The 19,834-nt window shown below is 37.8% G+C and carries 19 protein-coding genes; 5 read left to right on the top strand and 14 right to left on the bottom strand.

Features of this window, described 5'->3' with window-relative positions; translation table 11 throughout:
- Positions 1–124: 124 nt before the first annotated feature.
- The 7 genes from ACL8WY_RS13375 to ACL8WY_RS13345 all read right to left on the bottom strand — a co-directional run bounded on the left by ACL8WY_RS13375 (position 125) and on the right by ACL8WY_RS13345 (position 7,330).
- Complete coding sequence (locus ACL8WY_RS13375; protein ID WP_436515264.1) at positions 125–1,369, bottom strand: hypothetical protein; 1,245 nt, start codon at positions 1,367–1,369, stop codon at positions 125–127.
- A gap of 3 nt (positions 1,370–1,372) precedes the next feature.
- Positions 1,373–2,008: a class I SAM-dependent methyltransferase gene (locus ACL8WY_RS13370; protein ID WP_436515263.1), complete on the bottom strand. Its 636-nt coding sequence runs from the start codon at positions 2,006–2,008 to the stop codon at positions 1,373–1,375.
- Positions 2,009–2,226: 218 nt separating this feature from the next.
- The gene (locus ACL8WY_RS13365; RefSeq protein WP_436515262.1) at positions 2,227–3,081 is read right to left on the bottom strand and encodes a glycosyltransferase family 2 protein; all 855 of its coding nucleotides are present in this window, start codon (positions 3,079–3,081) and stop codon (positions 2,227–2,229) included.
- Positions 3,081–4,181: a hypothetical protein gene (locus tag ACL8WY_RS13360; RefSeq protein WP_436515261.1), complete on the bottom strand. Its 1,101-nt coding sequence runs from the start codon at positions 4,179–4,181 to the stop codon at positions 3,081–3,083. The genes ACL8WY_RS13365 and ACL8WY_RS13360 overlap by 1 nt, the downstream gene beginning before the upstream one ends.
- The gene (wecB, locus tag ACL8WY_RS13355) at positions 4,178–5,203 is read right to left on the bottom strand and encodes a non-hydrolyzing UDP-N-acetylglucosamine 2-epimerase (RefSeq protein WP_436515260.1); all 1,026 of its coding nucleotides are present in this window, start codon (positions 5,201–5,203) and stop codon (positions 4,178–4,180) included. The genes ACL8WY_RS13360 and wecB overlap by 4 nt, the downstream gene beginning before the upstream one ends.
- A 35-nt stretch (positions 5,204–5,238) precedes the next feature.
- Complete coding sequence (locus ACL8WY_RS13350; RefSeq protein WP_436515259.1) at positions 5,239–6,513, bottom strand: oligosaccharide flippase family protein; 1,275 nt, start codon at positions 6,511–6,513, stop codon at positions 5,239–5,241.
- Positions 6,514–6,613: 100 nt separating this feature from the next.
- Positions 6,614–7,330, bottom strand: coding sequence for an FkbM family methyltransferase (locus tag ACL8WY_RS13345; RefSeq protein ID WP_436515258.1), 717 nt, complete (start codon positions 7,328–7,330; stop codon positions 6,614–6,616).
- 96 nt (positions 7,331–7,426) lie between these two features.
- On the opposite strand from ACL8WY_RS13345, the gene ACL8WY_RS13340 reads away from it, so the two are divergent.
- The gene (locus ACL8WY_RS13340; RefSeq protein WP_436515257.1) at positions 7,427–8,299 is read left to right on the top strand and encodes a sulfotransferase family protein; all 873 of its coding nucleotides are present in this window, start codon (positions 7,427–7,429) and stop codon (positions 8,297–8,299) included.
- On the opposite strand, the gene ACL8WY_RS13335 is transcribed toward ACL8WY_RS13340, so the two are convergent.
- Entirely contained in the window at positions 8,289–9,572 is a 1,284-nt protein-coding gene (locus ACL8WY_RS13335; protein WP_436515256.1) for a hypothetical protein, read from the bottom strand. The genes ACL8WY_RS13340 and ACL8WY_RS13335 overlap by 11 nt on opposite strands.
- A 51-nt stretch (positions 9,573–9,623) precedes the next feature.
- Here ACL8WY_RS13335 and ACL8WY_RS13330 point away from each other — a divergent pair, with 51 nt between their 5' ends.
- Entirely contained in the window at positions 9,624–10,415 is a 792-nt protein-coding gene (locus tag ACL8WY_RS13330; RefSeq protein ID WP_436515255.1) for a 2OG-Fe(II) oxygenase, read from the top strand.
- 7 nt (positions 10,416–10,422) lie between these two features.
- Here the strand turns inward: ACL8WY_RS13330 and ACL8WY_RS13325 are convergent, their stop codons facing one another.
- The 5 genes from ACL8WY_RS13325 to ACL8WY_RS13305 all read right to left on the bottom strand — a co-directional run bounded on the left by ACL8WY_RS13325 (position 10,423) and on the right by ACL8WY_RS13305 (position 14,874).
- Positions 10,423–11,568, bottom strand: a complete 1,146-nt coding sequence (locus ACL8WY_RS13325; protein ID WP_436515254.1) for an SGNH/GDSL hydrolase family protein — start codon at positions 11,566–11,568, stop codon at positions 10,423–10,425.
- A gap of 15 nt (positions 11,569–11,583) precedes the next feature.
- Complete coding sequence (locus ACL8WY_RS13320; RefSeq protein ID WP_436515253.1) at positions 11,584–11,952, bottom strand: hypothetical protein; 369 nt, start codon at positions 11,950–11,952, stop codon at positions 11,584–11,586.
- A complete protein-coding gene (locus tag ACL8WY_RS13315) occupies positions 11,953–12,072 on the bottom strand; it encodes a DUF5989 family protein (protein WP_436518060.1) in 120 nt (39 codons plus the stop codon).
- Between the two features lie 62 nt (positions 12,073–12,134).
- Complete coding sequence (locus tag ACL8WY_RS13310; RefSeq protein WP_436515252.1) at positions 12,135–14,000, bottom strand: carbamoyltransferase family protein; 1,866 nt, start codon at positions 13,998–14,000, stop codon at positions 12,135–12,137.
- 55 nt (positions 14,001–14,055) lie between these two features.
- Complete coding sequence (locus ACL8WY_RS13305; protein WP_436515251.1) at positions 14,056–14,874, bottom strand: polysaccharide biosynthesis protein; 819 nt, start codon at positions 14,872–14,874, stop codon at positions 14,056–14,058.
- A 72-nt stretch (positions 14,875–14,946) separates the two neighbouring features.
- Between ACL8WY_RS13305 and asnB the strand changes: the two genes are divergently transcribed.
- The gene (asnB, locus tag ACL8WY_RS13300) at positions 14,947–16,800 is read left to right on the top strand and encodes an asparagine synthase (glutamine-hydrolyzing) (protein WP_436515250.1); all 1,854 of its coding nucleotides are present in this window, start codon (positions 14,947–14,949) and stop codon (positions 16,798–16,800) included.
- The gene (locus tag ACL8WY_RS13295) at positions 16,788–17,858 is read left to right on the top strand and encodes a glycosyltransferase family 4 protein (protein ID WP_436515249.1); all 1,071 of its coding nucleotides are present in this window, start codon (positions 16,788–16,790) and stop codon (positions 17,856–17,858) included. The genes asnB and ACL8WY_RS13295 overlap by 13 nt, the downstream gene beginning before the upstream one ends.
- Here the strand turns inward: ACL8WY_RS13295 and ACL8WY_RS13290 are convergent.
- Positions 17,855–19,015: a tetratricopeptide repeat protein gene (locus ACL8WY_RS13290; RefSeq protein ID WP_436515248.1), complete on the bottom strand. Its 1,161-nt coding sequence runs from the start codon at positions 19,013–19,015 to the stop codon at positions 17,855–17,857. The two genes, ACL8WY_RS13295 and ACL8WY_RS13290, sit on opposite strands and share 4 nt — an antisense overlap.
- 42 nt (positions 19,016–19,057) lie before the next feature.
- Between ACL8WY_RS13290 and ACL8WY_RS13285 the strand changes: the two genes are divergently transcribed.
- On the top strand, positions 19,058–19,705 hold the full coding sequence (locus tag ACL8WY_RS13285) for a hypothetical protein (protein ID WP_436515247.1): 648 nt from the start codon (positions 19,058–19,060) through the stop codon (positions 19,703–19,705).
- Positions 19,706–19,834: the final 129 nt, after the last annotated feature.

Raw genomic sequence — 19,834 nt, 5'->3', positions numbered from 1 at the left:
CCAAAAATCCACCCACTCTTATTATCCATTCTATCAGACGAAATCAAATTCCTATCTGCACTTGAACCAATAAAAGGTCAATGCTTCTATTATAAAGTCGAAACCACCGATTCTCTGAGTATATTCAACTAGTGATTTTAGTCAAAACTGAGCTTAGCAAATCAGATGTATTTGAAAGCTTTCGAAGGTTCAATCCTACTTCTCTGCATCTATTTTGCAATTCTTCTTTATTGACTGCCATCAAGGTCAATAGTTTTTCGTGTACCAAATTGGCTGATTCCTTTTCAAGGTCTTCCAAAACCACGCCAACTTTATATTTATTGGCAACAATATCATCTTCTGAGACACCTGAGTTAACAATATACGGTAATCCACATAGTAGATAGTTTGCTGTCTTGATTGGTGTTCTATACTTCTGGGAAGGCAATGATGGAACCGCTAGCAAGCCAATATCTGCTGCACAGACATACTGATTAATTTCATTATAGGGAATGCTTGATATGAGTGTATAATTACCTTCAGATATGCTCGACTTTTCAAACAAAATTTTTAAGTCGGCTAAATCATTCGGAGTAATCACTAAAAAATGATAATTGCCAGATGCACTATAAAGGTGTGAAAAGAATGTCACAACCTCTTCAGCTGAGTAATAAATTCCATCAAATTTGCCTAGGTACAAAATCGCAGTTTCACGCTCTGAAATGTTATATTTTGTCCTGATTTTATTTCTGGCTACCGAATCGATTGAAAATTTTTCTTCATCGACACTTACTGGCATAATATCAATGGGACATGTCGCTCCCCAATCTTCAACTAGCTTTTTGGTATACCTGGTAGGTACAATAAGGTGAGATGCCTTCCTTACCTGGTACTTTTCAAAGTAGTTTAAGACCTTAAAGCGTAAAGAATCAGACTTCCAAATCTTAAAATCTACTTGATAAAGACTATGTGGTTCGTAGCAATAAACGATCAGTTTTTTTCTTAGAATCGTAGCCCAAATCGCGGCAATTGAACCGGAAAGCGAGGCAAATCCCAAAATTGCACGGATCTTATACTTGTATGAGATTGATAAAAAAATTAAACCAGCCGAAAGAACCATCAGCAGTTTACTTAAGAGAAAAAAGACACCTCCTGTTCTATAGCTAATTGGCCTCCAATCAATTCCTTTTTCTGATAATTGTATCTTTTCCTTTTTAATTTCTTCAGGAGAAAGTTTGTATACATCCTGTTCAAGCGTTATCAAAATGAAATGATACCTTGACTTGGCTCTGACATTAATATCGATCAAATACTGAAGCCATAATCCTTCACAAATCGGATCTTTAAGGCTTTGATAGCACGGAATAATTATTGTCTTTCTAAGAGCCATTAATCAAAGTTCAATATTGGGTTTTGCGATTATTAGCAACTCTTTTCCATCAGCATTTCCAACAACTTGACTTTTTTGATCCCAATCATTTAGGATTTTCACATCGTAATCCCAATCACCTGTTAGAATTAAGTAAGGGTTATTTTTAAATAGGAAGCGAGCAAATTCTATATTCAAAAAATTGGGATGTAAAAATCCCCAGTTTACGTGCCAGATGTTTGGCTCTCTTCTCCGGTATTCTTCGCTCCCATTTGGACAAAACGCCATAAATAACCCGTCTTGATTGAGTAATTCCCGGGATAAGCTTACAAAGGATTTGATATCCGTTAGGTGCTCAATTACGTGAGAGCTAAAAACAAGATCCATCTCACCCTGGAGATCATTTTGATTGGTAAATATTTGTACTCCCAAGTTCTGGCTCCCAAACGTGGCGCGAGGCTTTGAAAGCTCAAATCCAATTGCATCATGACCAGAGTTTCTCAACTTGAAAACATTGTATCCCCAGCTACATCCATAATCGATGACTTTGCATGATTCCTTTTTCAAAGGTTTTATGAATCTATCATAGTCCTTAAGATTTGAAAAATTCTGCTCCTTTAACTCCTGGAGATTTTGTGCTTCAGGGAGTTTGGTCATCATGTGAGTATCGATATAGTATTCTTTTTGATAGAATTTTTTTAACCAATTAGGATCGTCTTTTGGATGACGATGATTTAGCGAGCAATTATCACATTTGAGCAATTGTGTAAAAAGATACTTCCTATCAATTCTCTTAAATTTCTTATTGCCACAATATGGGCAGGTCTTCTCCTGAAAACTGTGGAGAATTGATCTTAAAAGATATTTGAGTTTTTGAATCATCGTTTCATCAATCGTTTAAAAAATATCTGTGGAGAATTGATGAAAGACTTAAAAGCAAAAACAACGAATTTCCCAATGTTCTTTTCATGGCCTAAGTAGCTTTTAGCCAATATTAAATACATATTGGAAAAACATGATTTCATAAACCTTTCGGATTTGAACAACTGCGACTCCTTAGCTTTTTTAAATACCTTGATTGTATCAGTCTCCATAACTTTTATATTGCCGTGCATGTTATTGGAATGAATTCTATAAAGAAGCATTGGCTCTTCAACCTTCCCAATTTCAAATTCTGCTGCGCTGCGAATGTAAAAATCCTGGTCTGCATTATTAGATAATTGTTCATCAAATGCACCAATGGTCTCAATGAGTTCTCTTTTAACTAGTATGCCGCTGGGTGGTGAGATAATATGCTCCTTCCATGCTAGCAAGTCATCCAATAGCCATCCTTCTTTTCCTTTCTTAATCTCTCCGGTACGGTTCCCCTTTTCATCGATTATCAGCAGGTCGGAGTAAACAAGTCCCAAGTGAGAGCCATCAAGTTTTTCAAAACAACGGATCAAGAAGTTCTCGTGCCAACAGTCATCAGCATCCAGAAACGATAAATACTTTCCTTTAGCGTCCTTGATCCCTGTATTTCTAGCTGATGACACCCCTCCATTCTGTTGATCAACCACCCTGATACGAGTGTCTTCTGAAGCAAGCTCATTTGACAAACCTAAGGTGCCGTCCTTTGATCCATCATTTACTATAATGAGTTCCCAATCTTTATACGTTTGATTTATAACGGACTTAACTGTCTGCTTTAGAAAGTTAACGGCATTGTATGCGGGAATAATTACTGAAATCATCAGCTTAATAATATACTGCCTGCCTGATCTAATATACTCTGAAAGGTATATTTTTTCGCATATGATATACGTTGATCTTTCACGTTTTGGGTTTCTCCGGACTTAAGAAAGCTGGAGAGTTCGTTAATCAGTTCATCGTAATCGTTTGACAAATACATAATGTCTTTATTCTTTTTGTATTCCTCAAACTCAAAACTAAATACAGGCTTTCCCTGAGCAAGGTACACCAGTGTTTTGTGATGATGCACTGTATTCGCATGGTAGTTCATATTCATAAAAGACATACAAAAGGACGCCTTTGAGATATAATACTTGAGGTCCTTGAAATGCACTGGGCCTGTGAGTATTACATTTTCATACTTCTGCTCTTTGAATATGCGATCAAAAGCTTCATTATTGGTCTCTCTGACAGGGCCTACAAAAACGAATAACTGTTCCGGAAATTTTTGAATGACTTGCTCATAAAACTCAAAATCCATTCTATGGTCTATTACACCTAAATAGAGTCCAAAGCTGGAATGTGATATATTAAGTTCCTTTTCGCGAGTGGGATCCAATTCAAACTCATCTTGGGATATTCCATGAGGAACCACATGCTTGGGCTTTTCAAACTCATTGAATTCATCTAAAAAAAGCTGTGAGGTAGCGAATAGGTAATCAGATTTTCTGCACAATTGCTTCTCTCCGTAATACTGAAAATAATAGTAGTCCACACAATGGTAGACACTTACATCTGCACCCAAAATCTGAGGATCGTATAGTCGGGTCGGATCAAAAGCCCAGAAGATAAACTTCTCAAATTCATTGTTTTTAAGAACTTTTTTTATTCGTCTACTTACAACCAGATTGTTCAAAAAATTAGTCAACTTCCATCTTGTCGGGATCCAATTTCCATAATCCAGAGTGCTCAATTGGTCACTCACTTTATTGATCACTACTTTGCTATCAAACAAATTTGTCAACCTCCACTTAGTGGGTGGATTAATAAAGATCACTCTATTGTTCCTAGATAGCTCGAAGGCATAATTCTGCTTAGAGTACCATATATCACCCCAGGGTTCATTGGAGGTTACTGCTATATTTCTGTTCTGAATTTTCATGAATCGAATGATTCTATAATAGCAACTATCCGCTCGGCAGCATTACCGTCCCATTTTTCTGGAATTCCCCCCCTTTTCCAAGCGCCTTTCAAGACTTCATCAATTGCCGATATTAGCCGATCCATATCCTGGCCAATAAGTTCGTTTGTTCCAATACTTATAGTTTCCGGACGTTCAGTATTGTCTCTTAAAGTAAGACAAGGGACACCTAGAAATGTTGTCTCTTCTTGAATACCCCCAGAATCTGTAATAACACCTGTTGATTCCTTTACCAAATTCATGAATTCATGATATGGCAAGGGGTCGCATATTATTATTTGTTTTGAAATCGATTCAATATCAAGTTTGCTCTTGGTTCGAGGATGCATAGGGAAATATGCAACTGCCTTGCCATCTATTGATTCTGAAATAATTTCTAAATATTTCAGAATACGGCTTGGCTCATCAACGTTTGATGGTCTGTGCAGGGTGATTACAAAATATGGTTGCGAAACATCAAATGTCGGTTTCTTAAACTTTTCAGAATTGTTAACGATCGAGTCAATCATAACATTACCAACAAAGTGAACTGAGTCAGCGTGATGACCTTCCGAAATCAGTTGGCGTGAGGCGTCCGTTGTGGTTGTAAATAGGACATCTGAAATGGAATCCACTACCATTCGATTGATTTCTTCTGGCATCTCATGATCGAAAGATCTTAAGCCTGCTTCTACATGAATAACTTTCACCTTTAACTTTTTAGCGACAATTGCACAGGCCAATGTTGAGTTTACATCTCCTACCACGAGCACATAGTCAGCAGGATTTGACTCTAGCTCTTTCTCAAAAGAAACCATGATTTTGGCTGTCTGCTCAGCTTGAGTCCCACTACCAACACCGAGATTAACATCTGGATTCGGAATATTTAAATCTTCGAAAAAACTGCCGCTCAATTTGCTGTCATAATGCTGCCCCGTATGAATCAGCTTGAATTCGATCTTATTGCTCTTTCTAATCGCATGAATAATTGGTGCGATTTTCATAAAATTCGGCCTTGCACCGGCGACTATAGTTATTTTCAATTTGAAATATTTATGGTAATTATGAGACAGATTATGATTGTAGCGAAAGAAACAAAGTTTAGTAATTTCCCTGTGCTATCAAAGCGGCGTAGTATATAGTGAATTTTGCCCAAGTTAAAGATGAGTATCCCCAAACTCGAACCAAGAATCATTGCAGTTATTTCGTTTCCAAAAAGAAACCCAAGCAAAAGGCCTAATACAACCATTGCAATTCTTATCAAATTGAACCCGAATAATAGCCTTTTTAGATCCATGGAATGCAACAAGCTATTCATAGAAACACCCAGAATCTCATGTCCAATATAAATGGAAAGTATGGCGGCTATTTTGCCTGATAGTTCCCAATTTTCTCCTAGAATAATGGGTAAAAGTGATGGAGTGATCAATAATGACAAAACCGCTGGAATGGTAAGCGACAGCAAAACAAGTCTGGTTGTTTTTTCTAAAAACTGAGTAAGTTCATTCCGTTCCATACTGTTGAACTTCTGGAGGAATACCGGATAGAGCGAATTTGCAAGGAGATTAATCGGGATAGCGACTAACCCAATGGCCATCGAGTAATTTCCAAGAGCACTCACATCGTAGAAGCTGATTATGGCTATTAAAATAACTTGTGCCGACAAGCGCTGGATTAGGTTTAATAGTGGGTAATAAGTGACATATGTAGAATATTTTCTCGCTACCTCCACTAAGTTTTTCAAAGACATTGCCTGGAAGAGAATAATGCGCTCTTTGACAAGGTATTTTCTTAGGTAGGCTGTGAACATCACGACATTCAACGAAATCTCTCCAAAAACCAGCCCAAGCGATATCCCTTTTAGGCCCAAGATTAGGGAGGTAATCTTGGAAATGATTGTTCCTATTAATCCATTTTTGGCTTGAATTTTAAAATCATTTTCCAGGACACTCCATTTATTTACCAATGTGGCAATTGAAAAAATCATTAACCCGATCCAAATGACAAAAACCAGATTTCCTGAGATTACAACAGCATCCAGATAGCCAATAATCCATCTAAATGTAAAAAGGTATGGAATGGAAATTATAGTGAAGAGGAACAGTGCCAACCAAAATAGTTTGTAAAATTCTTTCTTCTCCTTGGCAATCGCTAATGCTTCCTGATATCCTAGAGATCCTAGACTGATGAATATGTTCACAAATAACATGAAGATAGTCAAATAGCCGTACTCCTCCGGAAGGAATACTCTTGCCAGGATTGGCGTGAAAATCAGAGATATTATCTGAGAAATCACCTTAGATGAAAAAATCATCAAGGCGTTTTTTTTGAATGACCCTTCAGCCCCAATCTTCTCTTTTAACCAATAAATCTTCTCTTTTAAGCCCACTATGGTTTCATATTACGCCTGCGTTTCAAAAGAAGTTCGAATTAATGAATACGCAATTGCAAACTCTCAAATAAGGCTTTTTTAGTTTCCACTCATGAATTTGATCATAAATCCCAAAGAGCACATATCCATGAGATTCCATAATGCTTTGAATATCTGTAAAGGAATTGTGGTACGTATTTTTATAGTTCATACCTACTTCAATATTCAATACTTTTATCTTCCCCTCGCTTAACATTCCGCTGGCGCCTTTCAAAACTTCTATCTCAAATCCTTCCGTATCTGTTTTCATGTAATCTATTGAACTGATCTCATTTTCATTGCAAAAAGAATCAAGTGTAAGTATCTGAACTTCTACATTAGCATTGCCGTCATTGGTTTTTGCCAATGTCCACATTGCAGAATCATTTCCGTCGGAAGCATCGGAAAACTTTGCAACACCATTCTTTTCACCTATCCCTACGTTATATAGAAAGCAATTAGGGTCTGAAATATTTTTTTTTAGTTGTAAGAAAGTTGACCCAATTGGCTCAAAGCAATAAATTGCCGCCTCCGGAAAATACTTTCGCAAAGACTTAGCTGTTTGACCAATGTTAGCTCCAATATCAAATAAAATATTGAAGTGAGACTTACCAAGATAAAAGATGATATCTTCCAGGCAATCAACTCCTATTGGCTGCTTTTTATAAACGGAAAGTCCTGTTAAATTTCTTACGATTCTTCTTACTGTTTCTCCTAACATGCAATGAATAAATGGTGGTTAATTTCTTATTCAAGATTAACAAATTAAATTTAGTCATCATGCATACTATTCAACTATATGACCAAAATTGATCTAATGATAGTGGGGGCCCAGAAAGCGGCTACAACCTCTCTGAAGAATTATTTGGGCGAACACCCCGCTATCTTAACTCATCCACAACCAGAGTTTTCATTTTTTCAGACTGATGCAGAATATAACAATGGCTTTGACTCTGCATACAAAAAGGCCTTTGACACATCAGCTAATTATGATCGGTTAGTTGCCAAGTATGCTACTATGTATATGGAGCAAAGAGCTTTAAAGAGGCTTTATCAGCATAATTCGGAATGTCAAATAGTGTTTATCCTGAGAAACCCTGTCGAGCGGGCATATTCTGCTTATCAAATGGGGGTTTATAAAGGCTGGGAAAAAAGGGATTTTCCTGATATAGAGGACGTAATAAAAAGAAATGACAAAGAAGATCATTTCTATAGATTCTACTTATGGCCGGGATATTATGTGGATCAATTAAAGATTATACTAACTGTATTCCCGAAGAAGAATGTGAGGATTATTAAATACGAGAACCTATCTGAAGACCCTGAAGCTACATGTATAGAAATACTCGAATCGCTGGGACTAAGTTTTTCTAATGAAATAGATTTTAGCAAAAAGCATAACGTATCAAAAAAACCCAAGATTCAAATGATGGGTAGCATCTTTAATTGGATTGGAAAAAACAACCTGGGTCTTATTCCGCTCTTGAGAAAACTAATAGGACCTTCTCGTTTAGAAAGGATTGTGAATTACATATACAATCTAAATGATCAAAAAAAGAAAGATACGGATTCCCAAATTCCAATTGGTACACAAGAAGTGCTACATAACTATTATGCTAAGTCAATTTTGGAACTAGAGAATATTACAGGACTCCAATTTGAAGATTGGAAAAAGGCTACTAAGGTTTAGATTTAAGAAATCCAATAATGGCTCCCAGCATCGGATACATCGGTATTCGATATCGAACCAGAGTTCCAAAATTGAACGTACTCACTCCAACAGCAAAAGCAAAAACGAGAACAAATGTAACTGCAAATACCAGAAACGGATCTTTTGTTAAATTCCTCAGATTACGACGATACTTCGCGCTTATAAAGAAGTAGGTGATCAATAAACATTCAAACGCCGAAAGCAACATCAATGGGTTGTTGACTTCCCAAATAAAGGGTCTGAAAACTGATACGATCACTCCCTGTGGAGCCATTCTCAAAAGTCCAACCCAGGTACCATCATGTTCACCTATTGTATAGCCAGATCCGGCATCCTTTCCTGTCCAATACCTAATGTCATTGGCTGTAATTCTAGCCCTTTCTGCAAGGCTATCCAATTGATACCTAGAGTTATAATTACCCACCTGATTGGATAGAAAATAGGCGGGCGCAAGGACACAAATTAATATTATGGGTGCAATTAAGAGCTTCAACACTAAATTTTTGATGGGAAGTATCCATCTGAAATAAATCCAAACGAAAAAAGATGGAATTAGTGATAGGAGTATATATGGCTTTACTTCATTAATAACTAAAGTACACAGGATGATTAGAATCAGATTAAAAAGCCGATTTTGGCGACCAGAAATGAGTTTTAAAAACAAACTGATGCACCAGCAGGTCGCTGCGAAGGCCAAGGTATCTTTCATTATGCCTGAGCCCCAAATGATCACGGAGGGTAAAAACAAAAGGAACAATCTCAGATAAAAAACTGAATTGGGATACCTCTTTTTTAGAACTGTATATAAACTCCAGCTTCCACTAAAACCAATTAGACCAAAAAATAATGCAGTGGCTGAATATGTATGTCCTGTCAGGAGGTCAAAAAAACCAGCCACTCTAACTACAAACATTCCAGAATCTGATCTCGAAACCCAAATATTACTTACATATTGATATAAATCCTGCGAAGAGATGTCTCCAAATATTAATCTAAGTCCATCCAAAGGATTGTCGTGAAAGGCTTTCCATATCCAATAGCTACCGTGTTGCCAATAGGTGAAGGTATCTCCCGAAGAATAATAAAACTGATAGACGACTCCTAAGGCAATTGCTCCTATCATTCTGGAGGAAAGCGCTAGCAGAAATATTTTCTTTTCTGATTTTTCCACAAAAAATCTACTCAATAAGTAGGCAATGAGAATTATCGCAATGAAATAAATGGGCGTAATAATCAGATCCTTTATGTCCATCGCCGTGTTTTATCTATTTTGCTAACTATTACTGAGAAATTGCATTGAGCCATGGAGGAAAAAAATCAATTACTAGATTTCGATTTATTAAGCCAAAGATTACCAAAAATAAAGGAGCAGTTTCAAAATGCTAAACCTTTTAGATATGTAATCATTGATAATTTCTACCCGATCGAGTCAGCTGAATTGATCTTAAGTGAATATCCTTCAATAAAAAATGGCGTATGGGATGGTAAAACATACGTTGATCAAAAAAATAAATTTCAAAAAACCGACTTTGAAGATTCTCCTAAAATCAAGCAGGCATTTGATGAGCTTAATTCGCCTAGATTCTTAGAATTACTCGAGTCTGTTACTGGGTTCAATGAAAAACTCATCGCTGATCCAGATCTTTTTGGCGGAGGCCTGCACCAGTCGATCAAGGGTGCATTTCTAAATGTTCACGTTGATTACAATATTCATCCAGAAACCAAGTACCACAGAAGGCTAAATACCCTTGTGTATATGAACAAGGACTGGAAAGACGAATATGAGGGTCATCTCGAGCTTTGGGATCTTAGATCTGGGAAAAAAGACCTGCTTGAGAAGATATCGCCGGTATTTAATAGGTGTGTCATATTCGAAACCAATGAAATTTCATTTCACGGCCATCCTAAACCTTTAAATACGCCTTCAGATATGAACAGAAAATCTATGGCCTTATACTATTATACCCAAACTAGGCCGGAGGATGAGATTGCATCAGAGCACAATACAATTTATGTCAATACTGAAGGAACCTCAGGAGCGGTAAAACGTTTCATGAACGGTATTAAAACCGCAATAGAAAGAATAAGCAAATAGGTATTTGCTATTTGAAATAAGCACTTAATGTATCTGCCACCACTTTGCCTCCTTCCGGGCTCAAATGGCAATAGTCGATAAATAACTGATTTGACTTATAATCCGGATTGTTGAATATCGGATTAAGGTCAACAAAGTTTACCTTAAATTCATCCATCAAATTGCCAAGCTCCTCTTTCACAACAGGGTAGAGCCATTTGACATTCTTATCTTCATGCAGAAATGAAGTTTCAGCACCTGAAAGTAAATTCTCGTCTCTAAGCACTAGCATAGGTTGAAGGCACACAATTGCATCAACACCACTAGCCTCTAATATCATGAGATTCGTTTTTACAGATCTCAAATACCCTTTATTTGCCGCTTTTTTATGATTTTCAACTACTGTTTCTTTATCGACCTTATTGATCGTATTTTTCATGTCTATTTTTGTATTATTCCTGATCGCATCGTGTTGCAACTTCCAGGCAAAATAGCCTCGGAAAAGTGCGCTATAGTCAGCCATCCAATAGGCGAAGTAATCCAATTGTCCACCTATCGAAGGCTCTTGGAGTCTATTTTTCCAAAACTGATAGCGATTGTCCATATAAAAATTATGCTCCGGATTGTTGGCATAGTGATCGTTAGCACCATCAAAAAAGATGATCATGTCTGGATCATAATCTAGTAGTTCACTAAGCAAATAGGCTGTATGCTGAAATACTTGATATCCTGTAACAGCTGCATTAATGATTTCATAATTTAAACTATCTGACCTTTCATTGAGTATGCCTTCCAGAAACGAATCGATTGTTTCATCTGGATAGATGTGACGAATGGGATACGGAGCTGCGCTAGATATGCCATGTGCTGCTGATCCACCCAACAAAAATATTCTATATGTATTGCTTGGCTTTTCCTTTGGATAATCCTCTGACTCTCGAAAACCCTGCTTGTTGATTTTAATCCATTCTCCATTCTCATCACCTTCTGTAAATCCGGGTACATGCTCAAAGATTCGGTATGAATTAAATTGGAATTTTTTATCTGAGGATTTTTGCAAAACCTGTCCAAGGTAGAATCTAGCAATTAACTCGAACGCTATTAACGTGAAGATCAATAGATAAAACACATAGCCTATTTTTTTCCATATCGATTTAGCGGAGGCTTTAGTCATAATTTCGATTTGTAGTTACCAAGGTTTTTCAAAATCTCCCTTTGTAAACTCTGTTTTGTTGCTAACGAATGTTGATGTCTGATTGCCCTTGAGCATAAGCATATTCTGTTTCCTGAAAATACGGGAAATAAGGGCAATGGGAGTGAGGAAAATAAAAAAGACCAATGAAAGCAAAACATTAGGCATGATCAAACCTAATACCCACGCTATTTTCATCCATAAGTAATCAATGAGCTTCGCAAAGCGAGTGGAAAGAATGCTCAACGCCCCAATCATAATCGCCGAGGTAAGTAACCAATTATACCCCCAGAGCCAGAACATGATCAAAAACCCCGTAATGATCACCAAAACGGTTTTGTGATATTCAGTTTTTATTCCCTGCATTTAGAATAAGGTGTAGATAAAAGGAGCCAAAGCACTGCCACCACCAAAGACGATAATGACGCCCAAGAGTAGTAAGACTATAATGATTGGTGCTAACCAAAACTTTTTTCGCTCTTTCATAAAGAGCCATATGTCCTTCAAAAAATCCATAATATCATTTAATGGTCACAAAATTATAAAAACTAATCAAGCTTAAATTCAACCAACCACTTGTCTTTATCTTTCCAATTTGGCTGTTTCGTCTTATCAAAAACAAACTCATTGACAACCAAGTAGTCCATATCTGTACTCATGAAACAGCGATAAGCATCATATGGAGTACACACAATAGGCTCACCTCTTACATTAAAACTGGTATTCACCAACAATCCACATCCAGTTGCTTCTCTAAATGCATTGATCAATCCCCAATATTGTGGGTTGGTAGATTTACTCACCGTTTGAATTCTGGCAGAAAAGTCAAGGTGAGTGACAGCCTGGATCTCGCTCCTTGCATGATAAAGTCTCTCCCAAAGTGGGAGTTCATGATAATTATCCGGCAGTTTTCTTCTTATAGCCTCCTGTACTGGTGCTACCAATAGCATGTAGGGAGATGGATTTTCCAACTCAAAATACTTGCTTGATTCTTCTTCTAAGACTGATGGTGCAAATGGCCTGAATCCTTCCCTGTATTTGATCTTAAGATTCAATTTCTTTTGCATTTCAGGTACTCTCGGATCACCCAAAATGCTTCTATTTCCTAGTGCTCTTGGACCAAATTCCATCCTGCCTTGAAACCAACCAACCACTTTCCCCGCGCCAATTTTGGTAGCCACATCCCTCGCCAACTCACTGGAGTCTTCATACTTTTTGTAATTGGCCTTTACACGCTTGCACATCTGAGCAATCTCTTTGCTTGAGTAATCCGGCCCTAGATATGACCCTTTCATTGCATCCGTTTTTTCCACCCTGAATCTAGATTCCTCAAAATACATGTTACTCACTGCAAAGGCTGCACCCAAAGATCCACCGGCGTCCCCTGATGCTGGTTGAATGTATACTTCATCAAAAATTCCCTCTTTTATTAGTTTGCCATTGGCGACACAATTCAACGCCACGCCTCCTGCCATGCATAAATTATTCGAATTCGTCAGTCTTTTGGCTTCTTTTGCCAGCAAAAGGACAATCTCCTCGGTTACTTGCTGTATTGCCAAGGCCAAATTACAATGATGCTGCTCTAATTCGGCTTCTTCATTTCGTCGTTCAAATCCAAATAGCTTTTTCCATTTATTGTTATTGGTCATTTTCAAACCAGTAGCATACTTAAAGTACTTCTGGTTTAGCCATATTGAACCGTCTTGTTTTATGCTTACCAGGTTTTCTTTGATGATTTCCATGAATTGATCCACTTGATCTGAATCTGGATTGCCATAAGGTGCTAACCCCATCAGCTTATATTCACCTGAGTTAACGGTAAACCCTAAATAATAGGTGAAAGCGGAGTAGAGTAAACCCACAGAATGTGGAAAGTTTAAATTCTTCAGGATTTTGACACCCCTATTGCTTCCGATACCTATGGTAGCTGTACTCCATTCTCCAACTCCATCAATTGTCAGAATGGCTGCTTCTTCAAAAGGTGACGGGTGAAACGCGCTTGCTGCATGAGAAAGATGGTGTTCCGAAAAAAGAAGTTTTAAATTTTTCTTGTCATAGGCTCCTACTTCTTTCAGACCATCATAAATTTGTTTTTTCAGGAAAATTTTTTCTTTTAACCAAACTGGAATTGCTTTTAAAAAAGAAATCAAACCTTTTGGTGCGAAAGCATAATAGGTTTCTAACAATCGCTCGAATTTTAACAACGGCTTATCATAAAAAACCACAGCATCTAATTCGTCAATCTCAAGCCCGCATTCATTGAGACAATATTTGATTGATTGAATAGGAAAATCCGGGGTATGTTTTTCTCTTGTGAATCTCTCCTCTTGAGCTGCTGCTACAACCTCCCCTCCTATTACTAATGCCGCTGCTGAGTCATGATAGAAAGCGGATATGCCGAGAATTTTTTTCACAAACTAATCTTTAATGATTGGGTAATGATATAATATGAGTTGTTGAATAAACTAATCAAAGTGGTAATATGGTCTCGCTAGATGCACCTGCCTTGATCTCTTCATGTAGCTTATCCCCAGGTCTTAAACCTATAATTTCAATTTCGCATTCAGGTGCAATTTCTTTAGCTAAATCCAAAATTTTATGCGTCTTCATATCTGGTATAAATGGACCTTGATCTTCGGAAGTAAGCGAAGCCAAAATAAATTGTGCCGCTTCGGTTTGTGAAATAAAAAAACGTGTGGCATCCGGATGAGTCACTTTTATTGTACCCGTCTTTTTTTGACGTTCGAAAGCCTCAAAAACTGAACCACGCGCACCGATAATATTCCCTAACCTTACAATCTGATAGGTATTGAATGAATCATTGGCTTCTGCAAAAATTCGTTCTGCCTCCGCTTTTGACCTACCATATACACCTATAGGACTCACAGCTTTATCAGTGGAGATAAGCACGACTTTGCTTATTCCATTTTTTTTCGAGGACTTAACCACATTTTCTGTCCCCAGCACATTTGTCTTCCAGCATTCATCAGGGTTTTTTTCTGCCATTACTACATGTTTCAATGCTGCAGCATGGATCACATAATCCACTCCTTCCAATACCTCATCCAAACGCTCCTGGTCTCTTACGTCGCCAAGCATGAATTCAAGAAATGGGAACCTTTCCATAGGAAAATCATCCATCATTTCAAGTTGCTTAATTTCATCCCTGGAATAAATGATCACCTTCCTTATATCTTCCTCCGCTTTGGCTAATTCCTTTACCAAAGCTCTACCAAGCGTGCCTGATCCACCAAGGATTGCAATATTTCTTCCTTTAAAAACTGACATTCATCGATGCTCTTTTAGCAAATAAACAAATTGATACTAACATAGCACTCTGAAATTCGACAGATTGCGCATATGTGTGGCATAACAGGCTTCAAAAACTTTTCAAACCGTAGTGACTTAGCTAATTCACTCAAAAAATCAACAGATTCTTTGAATCGCCGAGGACCTGACTTTCAAGCTACTTATTTAAATAAATCAATAGGCCTGGGTCATACCCGCCTTTCAATCATTGATACGAGCAGCAGAGCCAATCAACCTATGTCAGACCAGTCTGGAAGGTATACACTCGTCTTCAACGGTGAGATTTATAATTTTCAAGAACTGGCCAAAGATCTTTCTATAGATTTTAAATCAAGTTCAGACACGGAGGTTCTACTTTATTTGCTTATAAATGAGGGTCATAAGTGCCTTGAAAAACTCAATGGTTTTTTTGCTTTTGCTTTTTATGACTCTAAGGATGAGACCCTCCTTATTGCCAGAGATCGGATGGGAATCAAGCCGCTACACTATTTCCAGAGCGGAGAGTTTTTCGCCTTTGGTTCTGAACTGAAGGCTATTTTTAGCTATCCCATACCTAGAAAGATAAATAAGCAGAGTCTATATGCTTACCTTCAGTTCACCTACCTGCCAGGTGAGATGAGTATGATCTTGGGAGTGAAAAAACTGCTCCCCGGTCATTTCATTAAAATTGAGAATCAAACAGTTTCAGTGAAGCCATTTTTCACAATAGACCAGCCAAAACTCTACGAAGAGTCTTATGAAAATGCTCAGGATGATTTAGTGAAACTCTTTGAAGAATCCGTGCGGAAAAGAATGATTGCTGATGTTCCATTGGGTGCTTTTCTGAGTGGCGGCACCGACTCGTCAGCAGTTGTTTCCATGGCATCCAAGTTTAACGAAAATCTTAGCACATTCTCCATTGGATATTCAGATCATCCATTCTTTGACGAGACCCATTTTGCCGAGTCTGTAGCCAACAAATTCAAAACTAATCACACAACCTTTTCGCTTACTAACAATGATCTGTTAAACAGTCTTGATGACATCATGACCTACATTGATGAACCGTTTGCAGATTCATCAGCGATTCCTACATATATTCTGTCTCAACGTGTGAGTAACAAAATGAAAGTCGCATTATCTGGAGATGGGGCAGATGAGCTATTCGGGGGTTACTATAAGCATCTGGCATTTCATAAATCTCAGAAGAGAACTATAACTAATGCTTTAATCAAATCATTAAGTCCATTGCTCTCAGCTTTACCCAAATCAAGATCTACTAGTCTTGGTAATACATCCCGGCGATTGGCTAAGTATGGCGAACTTTTGAGATTGAGTTCAACGGAAAAGTATTGGCACCTTGCGTCATTTAATACTGATCCGAGTCAATTCTTGCACGGTGATCATAGCGAGGCGCTTTTACATTTAATTCATTCAACACATCCACAAGATTCTCTGGATCTTAATGGATTCCTTGATTCAGATTTGCGAATGGTTTTACCAGGAGACATGCTTACAAAAGTAGACCTCATGTCCATGGCTAACAGTCTGGAAGTTAGGGTGCCTTTTTTAGATAAAGATTTAGTGGCATTTGCCAGATCATTGCCAGCAGACTATAAAGTGAGGGGGAATCACCGAAAGCGAGTATTGCAAGATGCTTTCCAACATATTCTACCTAAAGAATTGCATCATAGATCTAAAAAAGGATTTGAGGTGCCTATGTTACATTGGTTGAGGAATGAACTTAGCTCTGAAGTGGATCAGATAGTATTCAATGAGGCGTACTTAGAATCACAAGGAATTTTTGTAAAAAATAAGGTCTTATCATTGAGAAACAAGCTTTATTCTAATAGCCCAGAAGATGTCCATGCAACTATTTGGACACTCTATGTCTTCCAAAGATGGTATAAGAAATGGATCGAATAAAAGCTTTGTTCCTAGTTCTCCACCGGAAAGATCGTTCGCCTGGTCAGAGGTATCGACACGAGCAATATGTGGGCTACCTTGAAGAAAAAGGGATTGATTGCGCCTTTTCACCACTTTTAATTTCAGAAAAAGAAGATCAAATATTTTATGGAAAGGGCATGCTTCTTAAAATTTTGGTAGGCTTAAAAGCATTATGGAGAAGATATAAAAGTATCAAGAACGCTGGTGAATTTGATGTGGTTTACATCTACCGAGATGCCTTTTTCTTTGGGACTTTTTTTGAAAAGTGGCTTAAAAAAAAAGACGTTAAAATTATCTATGATTTTGACGATGCAATCTGGCTAGGCGATGAAAATCCAAATCAAGGCATTTTTAATAAACTTAAAAATCCAGACAAAGTAGCAACTATTAGCTCCCTCGCAGATCGGGTAATTGTGGGTAATACATATCTGAAAGATTTCGCATTGAGATATAATAATGAGGTTCACATTATCCCGAGTACCATTGATTTTAAGAAATATACAAAAGATTTTAAGCCAAAAGAATCGGTGTGCATTGGGTGGACCGGCAGCTTTTCTACACTTAAGCATTTCGAAACAGTAATTCCAGCGCTTGAGAAAATCAAACAAATATTTTCTGAAGAAGTCTATTTTAAGATCATAGGCGAGCCATCATTTTCACATCCTTCCCTAAAAATTGAGGGAGTAGCCTGGAAAAGCGAAACAGAAGCTAGAGATCTCTCCGAATTGGACATTGGCTTAATGCCTTTGCCAGATAATGAATGGACCAGAGGAAAATGCGCTATGAAAGGCCTTCAATACATGGCTCTCGGGATTCCAACCATTATGTCTCCAGTGGGTGTAAATACTGATATCATTCAAGATGGGGAAAATGGATTCCTTGCCGGAATAACAGAAGAGTGGGTAGAAAAACTTTCCATCTTGATTGAAGACAAAAAACTAAGAACAGAAATTGGAAAAGCTGGTAGAGCCACCGTGCAACAAGGTTATAGTGTAGAAGCAAACAAAGACAAGTGGCTAAATGCCTTTCGATTTTAGAGCTTTTTTAAGCGTTCTCGCGCTGCTTTATGTGCCGAATGTTTCCTCTTAGCTGCTTTCTTCACCTGAATGTAATAGTCTCTTGCTAATTCTTTGTCATCTTCTGCTTCTGCAATCTGCCCAAGATGTAACAAAGAATAGAAATAGTATCCCATTTCAGTAGCTTCGGCCTCCTCAGCATAAATCAAACCTCTTTGATAATATTTTTTTGACTCCTCATAGTTTTTTCTGGTTTCATTCACCTGTCCTAGAAAGAAGCATGCATACCTGCCACTATTTGATTCATATCCGACTTGTGCGCTATCTATTCGTTGCAAAATCTCAAGAGAAACCTTCTCTACTTGCGAATATCTTCCAGCTTGATAAAGCAATCTCGCATAATACCTATGGAAGTAGGAGTTTCCTGGAAATTGAGAGTTTAAATATTGAGCCACCTGCAAGGCTCCAAGAATATCATTCTCTTCGTTGGATAAAATTCTCATGAGATAATACTGAGCTTCTGTCCTTGAGTAAAAAGCGTTTCGTGCTACCTCTTTAAGTTGACCAATGCCTTTTTCTTTATCCCCTTTTGGGAAAAAAGCCATAATAGGACGAAGTAAAGGATATTCTTCCCGAATCCATTCTGCATAATAATTGAATAGTGCATCGCCAAACAACAGCTCCGGGCTGTATTCCTCGTATCCTTGGCATTCGCGCAAATATTTTAGTGATCTACTCCCGGCCAGGGCAGCTTTCCGAAATTCTCGTCTCTCAGAATATAACCTACCTTCAAATGCATATGCAGCCGCCAGAAAGAAAGCTCCTTCGATCTCATTGTAATTATCTCTAACATTTTCAGCCAGATACTTAGTTGTATCCATGTATGCCAGAAATTCTTGGTCCCATTTCTGAATATTATAATTTGGTACAATCTGCCACCAGTAATTGAGGCCTTTCAGTAGGTATGGAAGCGGATGCCATGGATACTTTTTTTGTAAGTAATTGAAATGATTGTGGGCCTTAGTAAACTCAAAATTGTACATTGAATTGATCGCCTCAGTAGATTCAATCTGTATGAATGGGTTAACCAATAAGCTATACCTCACGCTATCGCCATCCGACTGATCCTCTTGCCGTTGAGCATACACTCCTGCCGAGAGTAGGATTAAGGAACACATGATGATATTTTTGACGTGTAATCGCATCAATCGCAAATCTAAATGACGAATCGCTTAAGTAAGTATCGAAAGCAATTTCTTGAAGACTGGTTTGAATTCAACGGTGTTGGCATGTTTATCATTATATGTCTCGCATACATTGCTTTACTTTTTGTAAAAAGAATCTTTATTATCGATTCGATTGCTGCCTTTGAAGTGTTAAACGAGCGGGGAGATATCTGGGTATTCGACATTTTATATGGCATTCAATATTTGAGTGTCCCGGTTTTTCTTGCTTGGAAATGGACCTGGACCACACTCACATTGTGGATAGGATGTTTCATGTTTGGTTATAGACTTCATTATAATCAGTTATGGAAGATGGTCATGCTCGCGGAAATCTTCTTCTTTCTACCTGAAATTGCCAAAGTGCTTTGGTTCACACTTTTCTACACAGATCCGGACTACAACGATTACATGGCCTTCTACCCGCTTTCACTTATCAACTTAGTAGATTACACACAAATCGCTCCAAAATGGCACTACCCGCTTAAATCGATTAATGTTTTTGAAATACTTTACTGGCCAGTTCTAGTGTTGGGTATTTATTTTCTGAGCGGAAAAAAACTTAGTATATCCGCTTACATAGTCGCCAGTACCTATGCCTTATTTTTTATTGTCTGGCTATTCTTTTATGTAGCTGTTTATTGATAAAAGATGTTAAAAAGGTCATCCAATGAGATTTATGTCCGTATAAAACCCACATTCTGTTAATAAGGATTTTCAAAACCTTGCAAACCAATTAGTTATTGTAAATCTGCGGGCAAGAAGGCCAGTTAT

It is taken from the genome of Ekhidna algicida, assembly GCF_051379705.1.
Taxonomy (GTDB): Bacteria; Bacteroidota; Bacteroidia; order Cytophagales; family Cyclobacteriaceae; genus Ekhidna.
The sequence above is the reverse complement of the archived record's forward strand: the minus strand, read 5'-3'. Positions and strand labels throughout refer to the sequence as shown.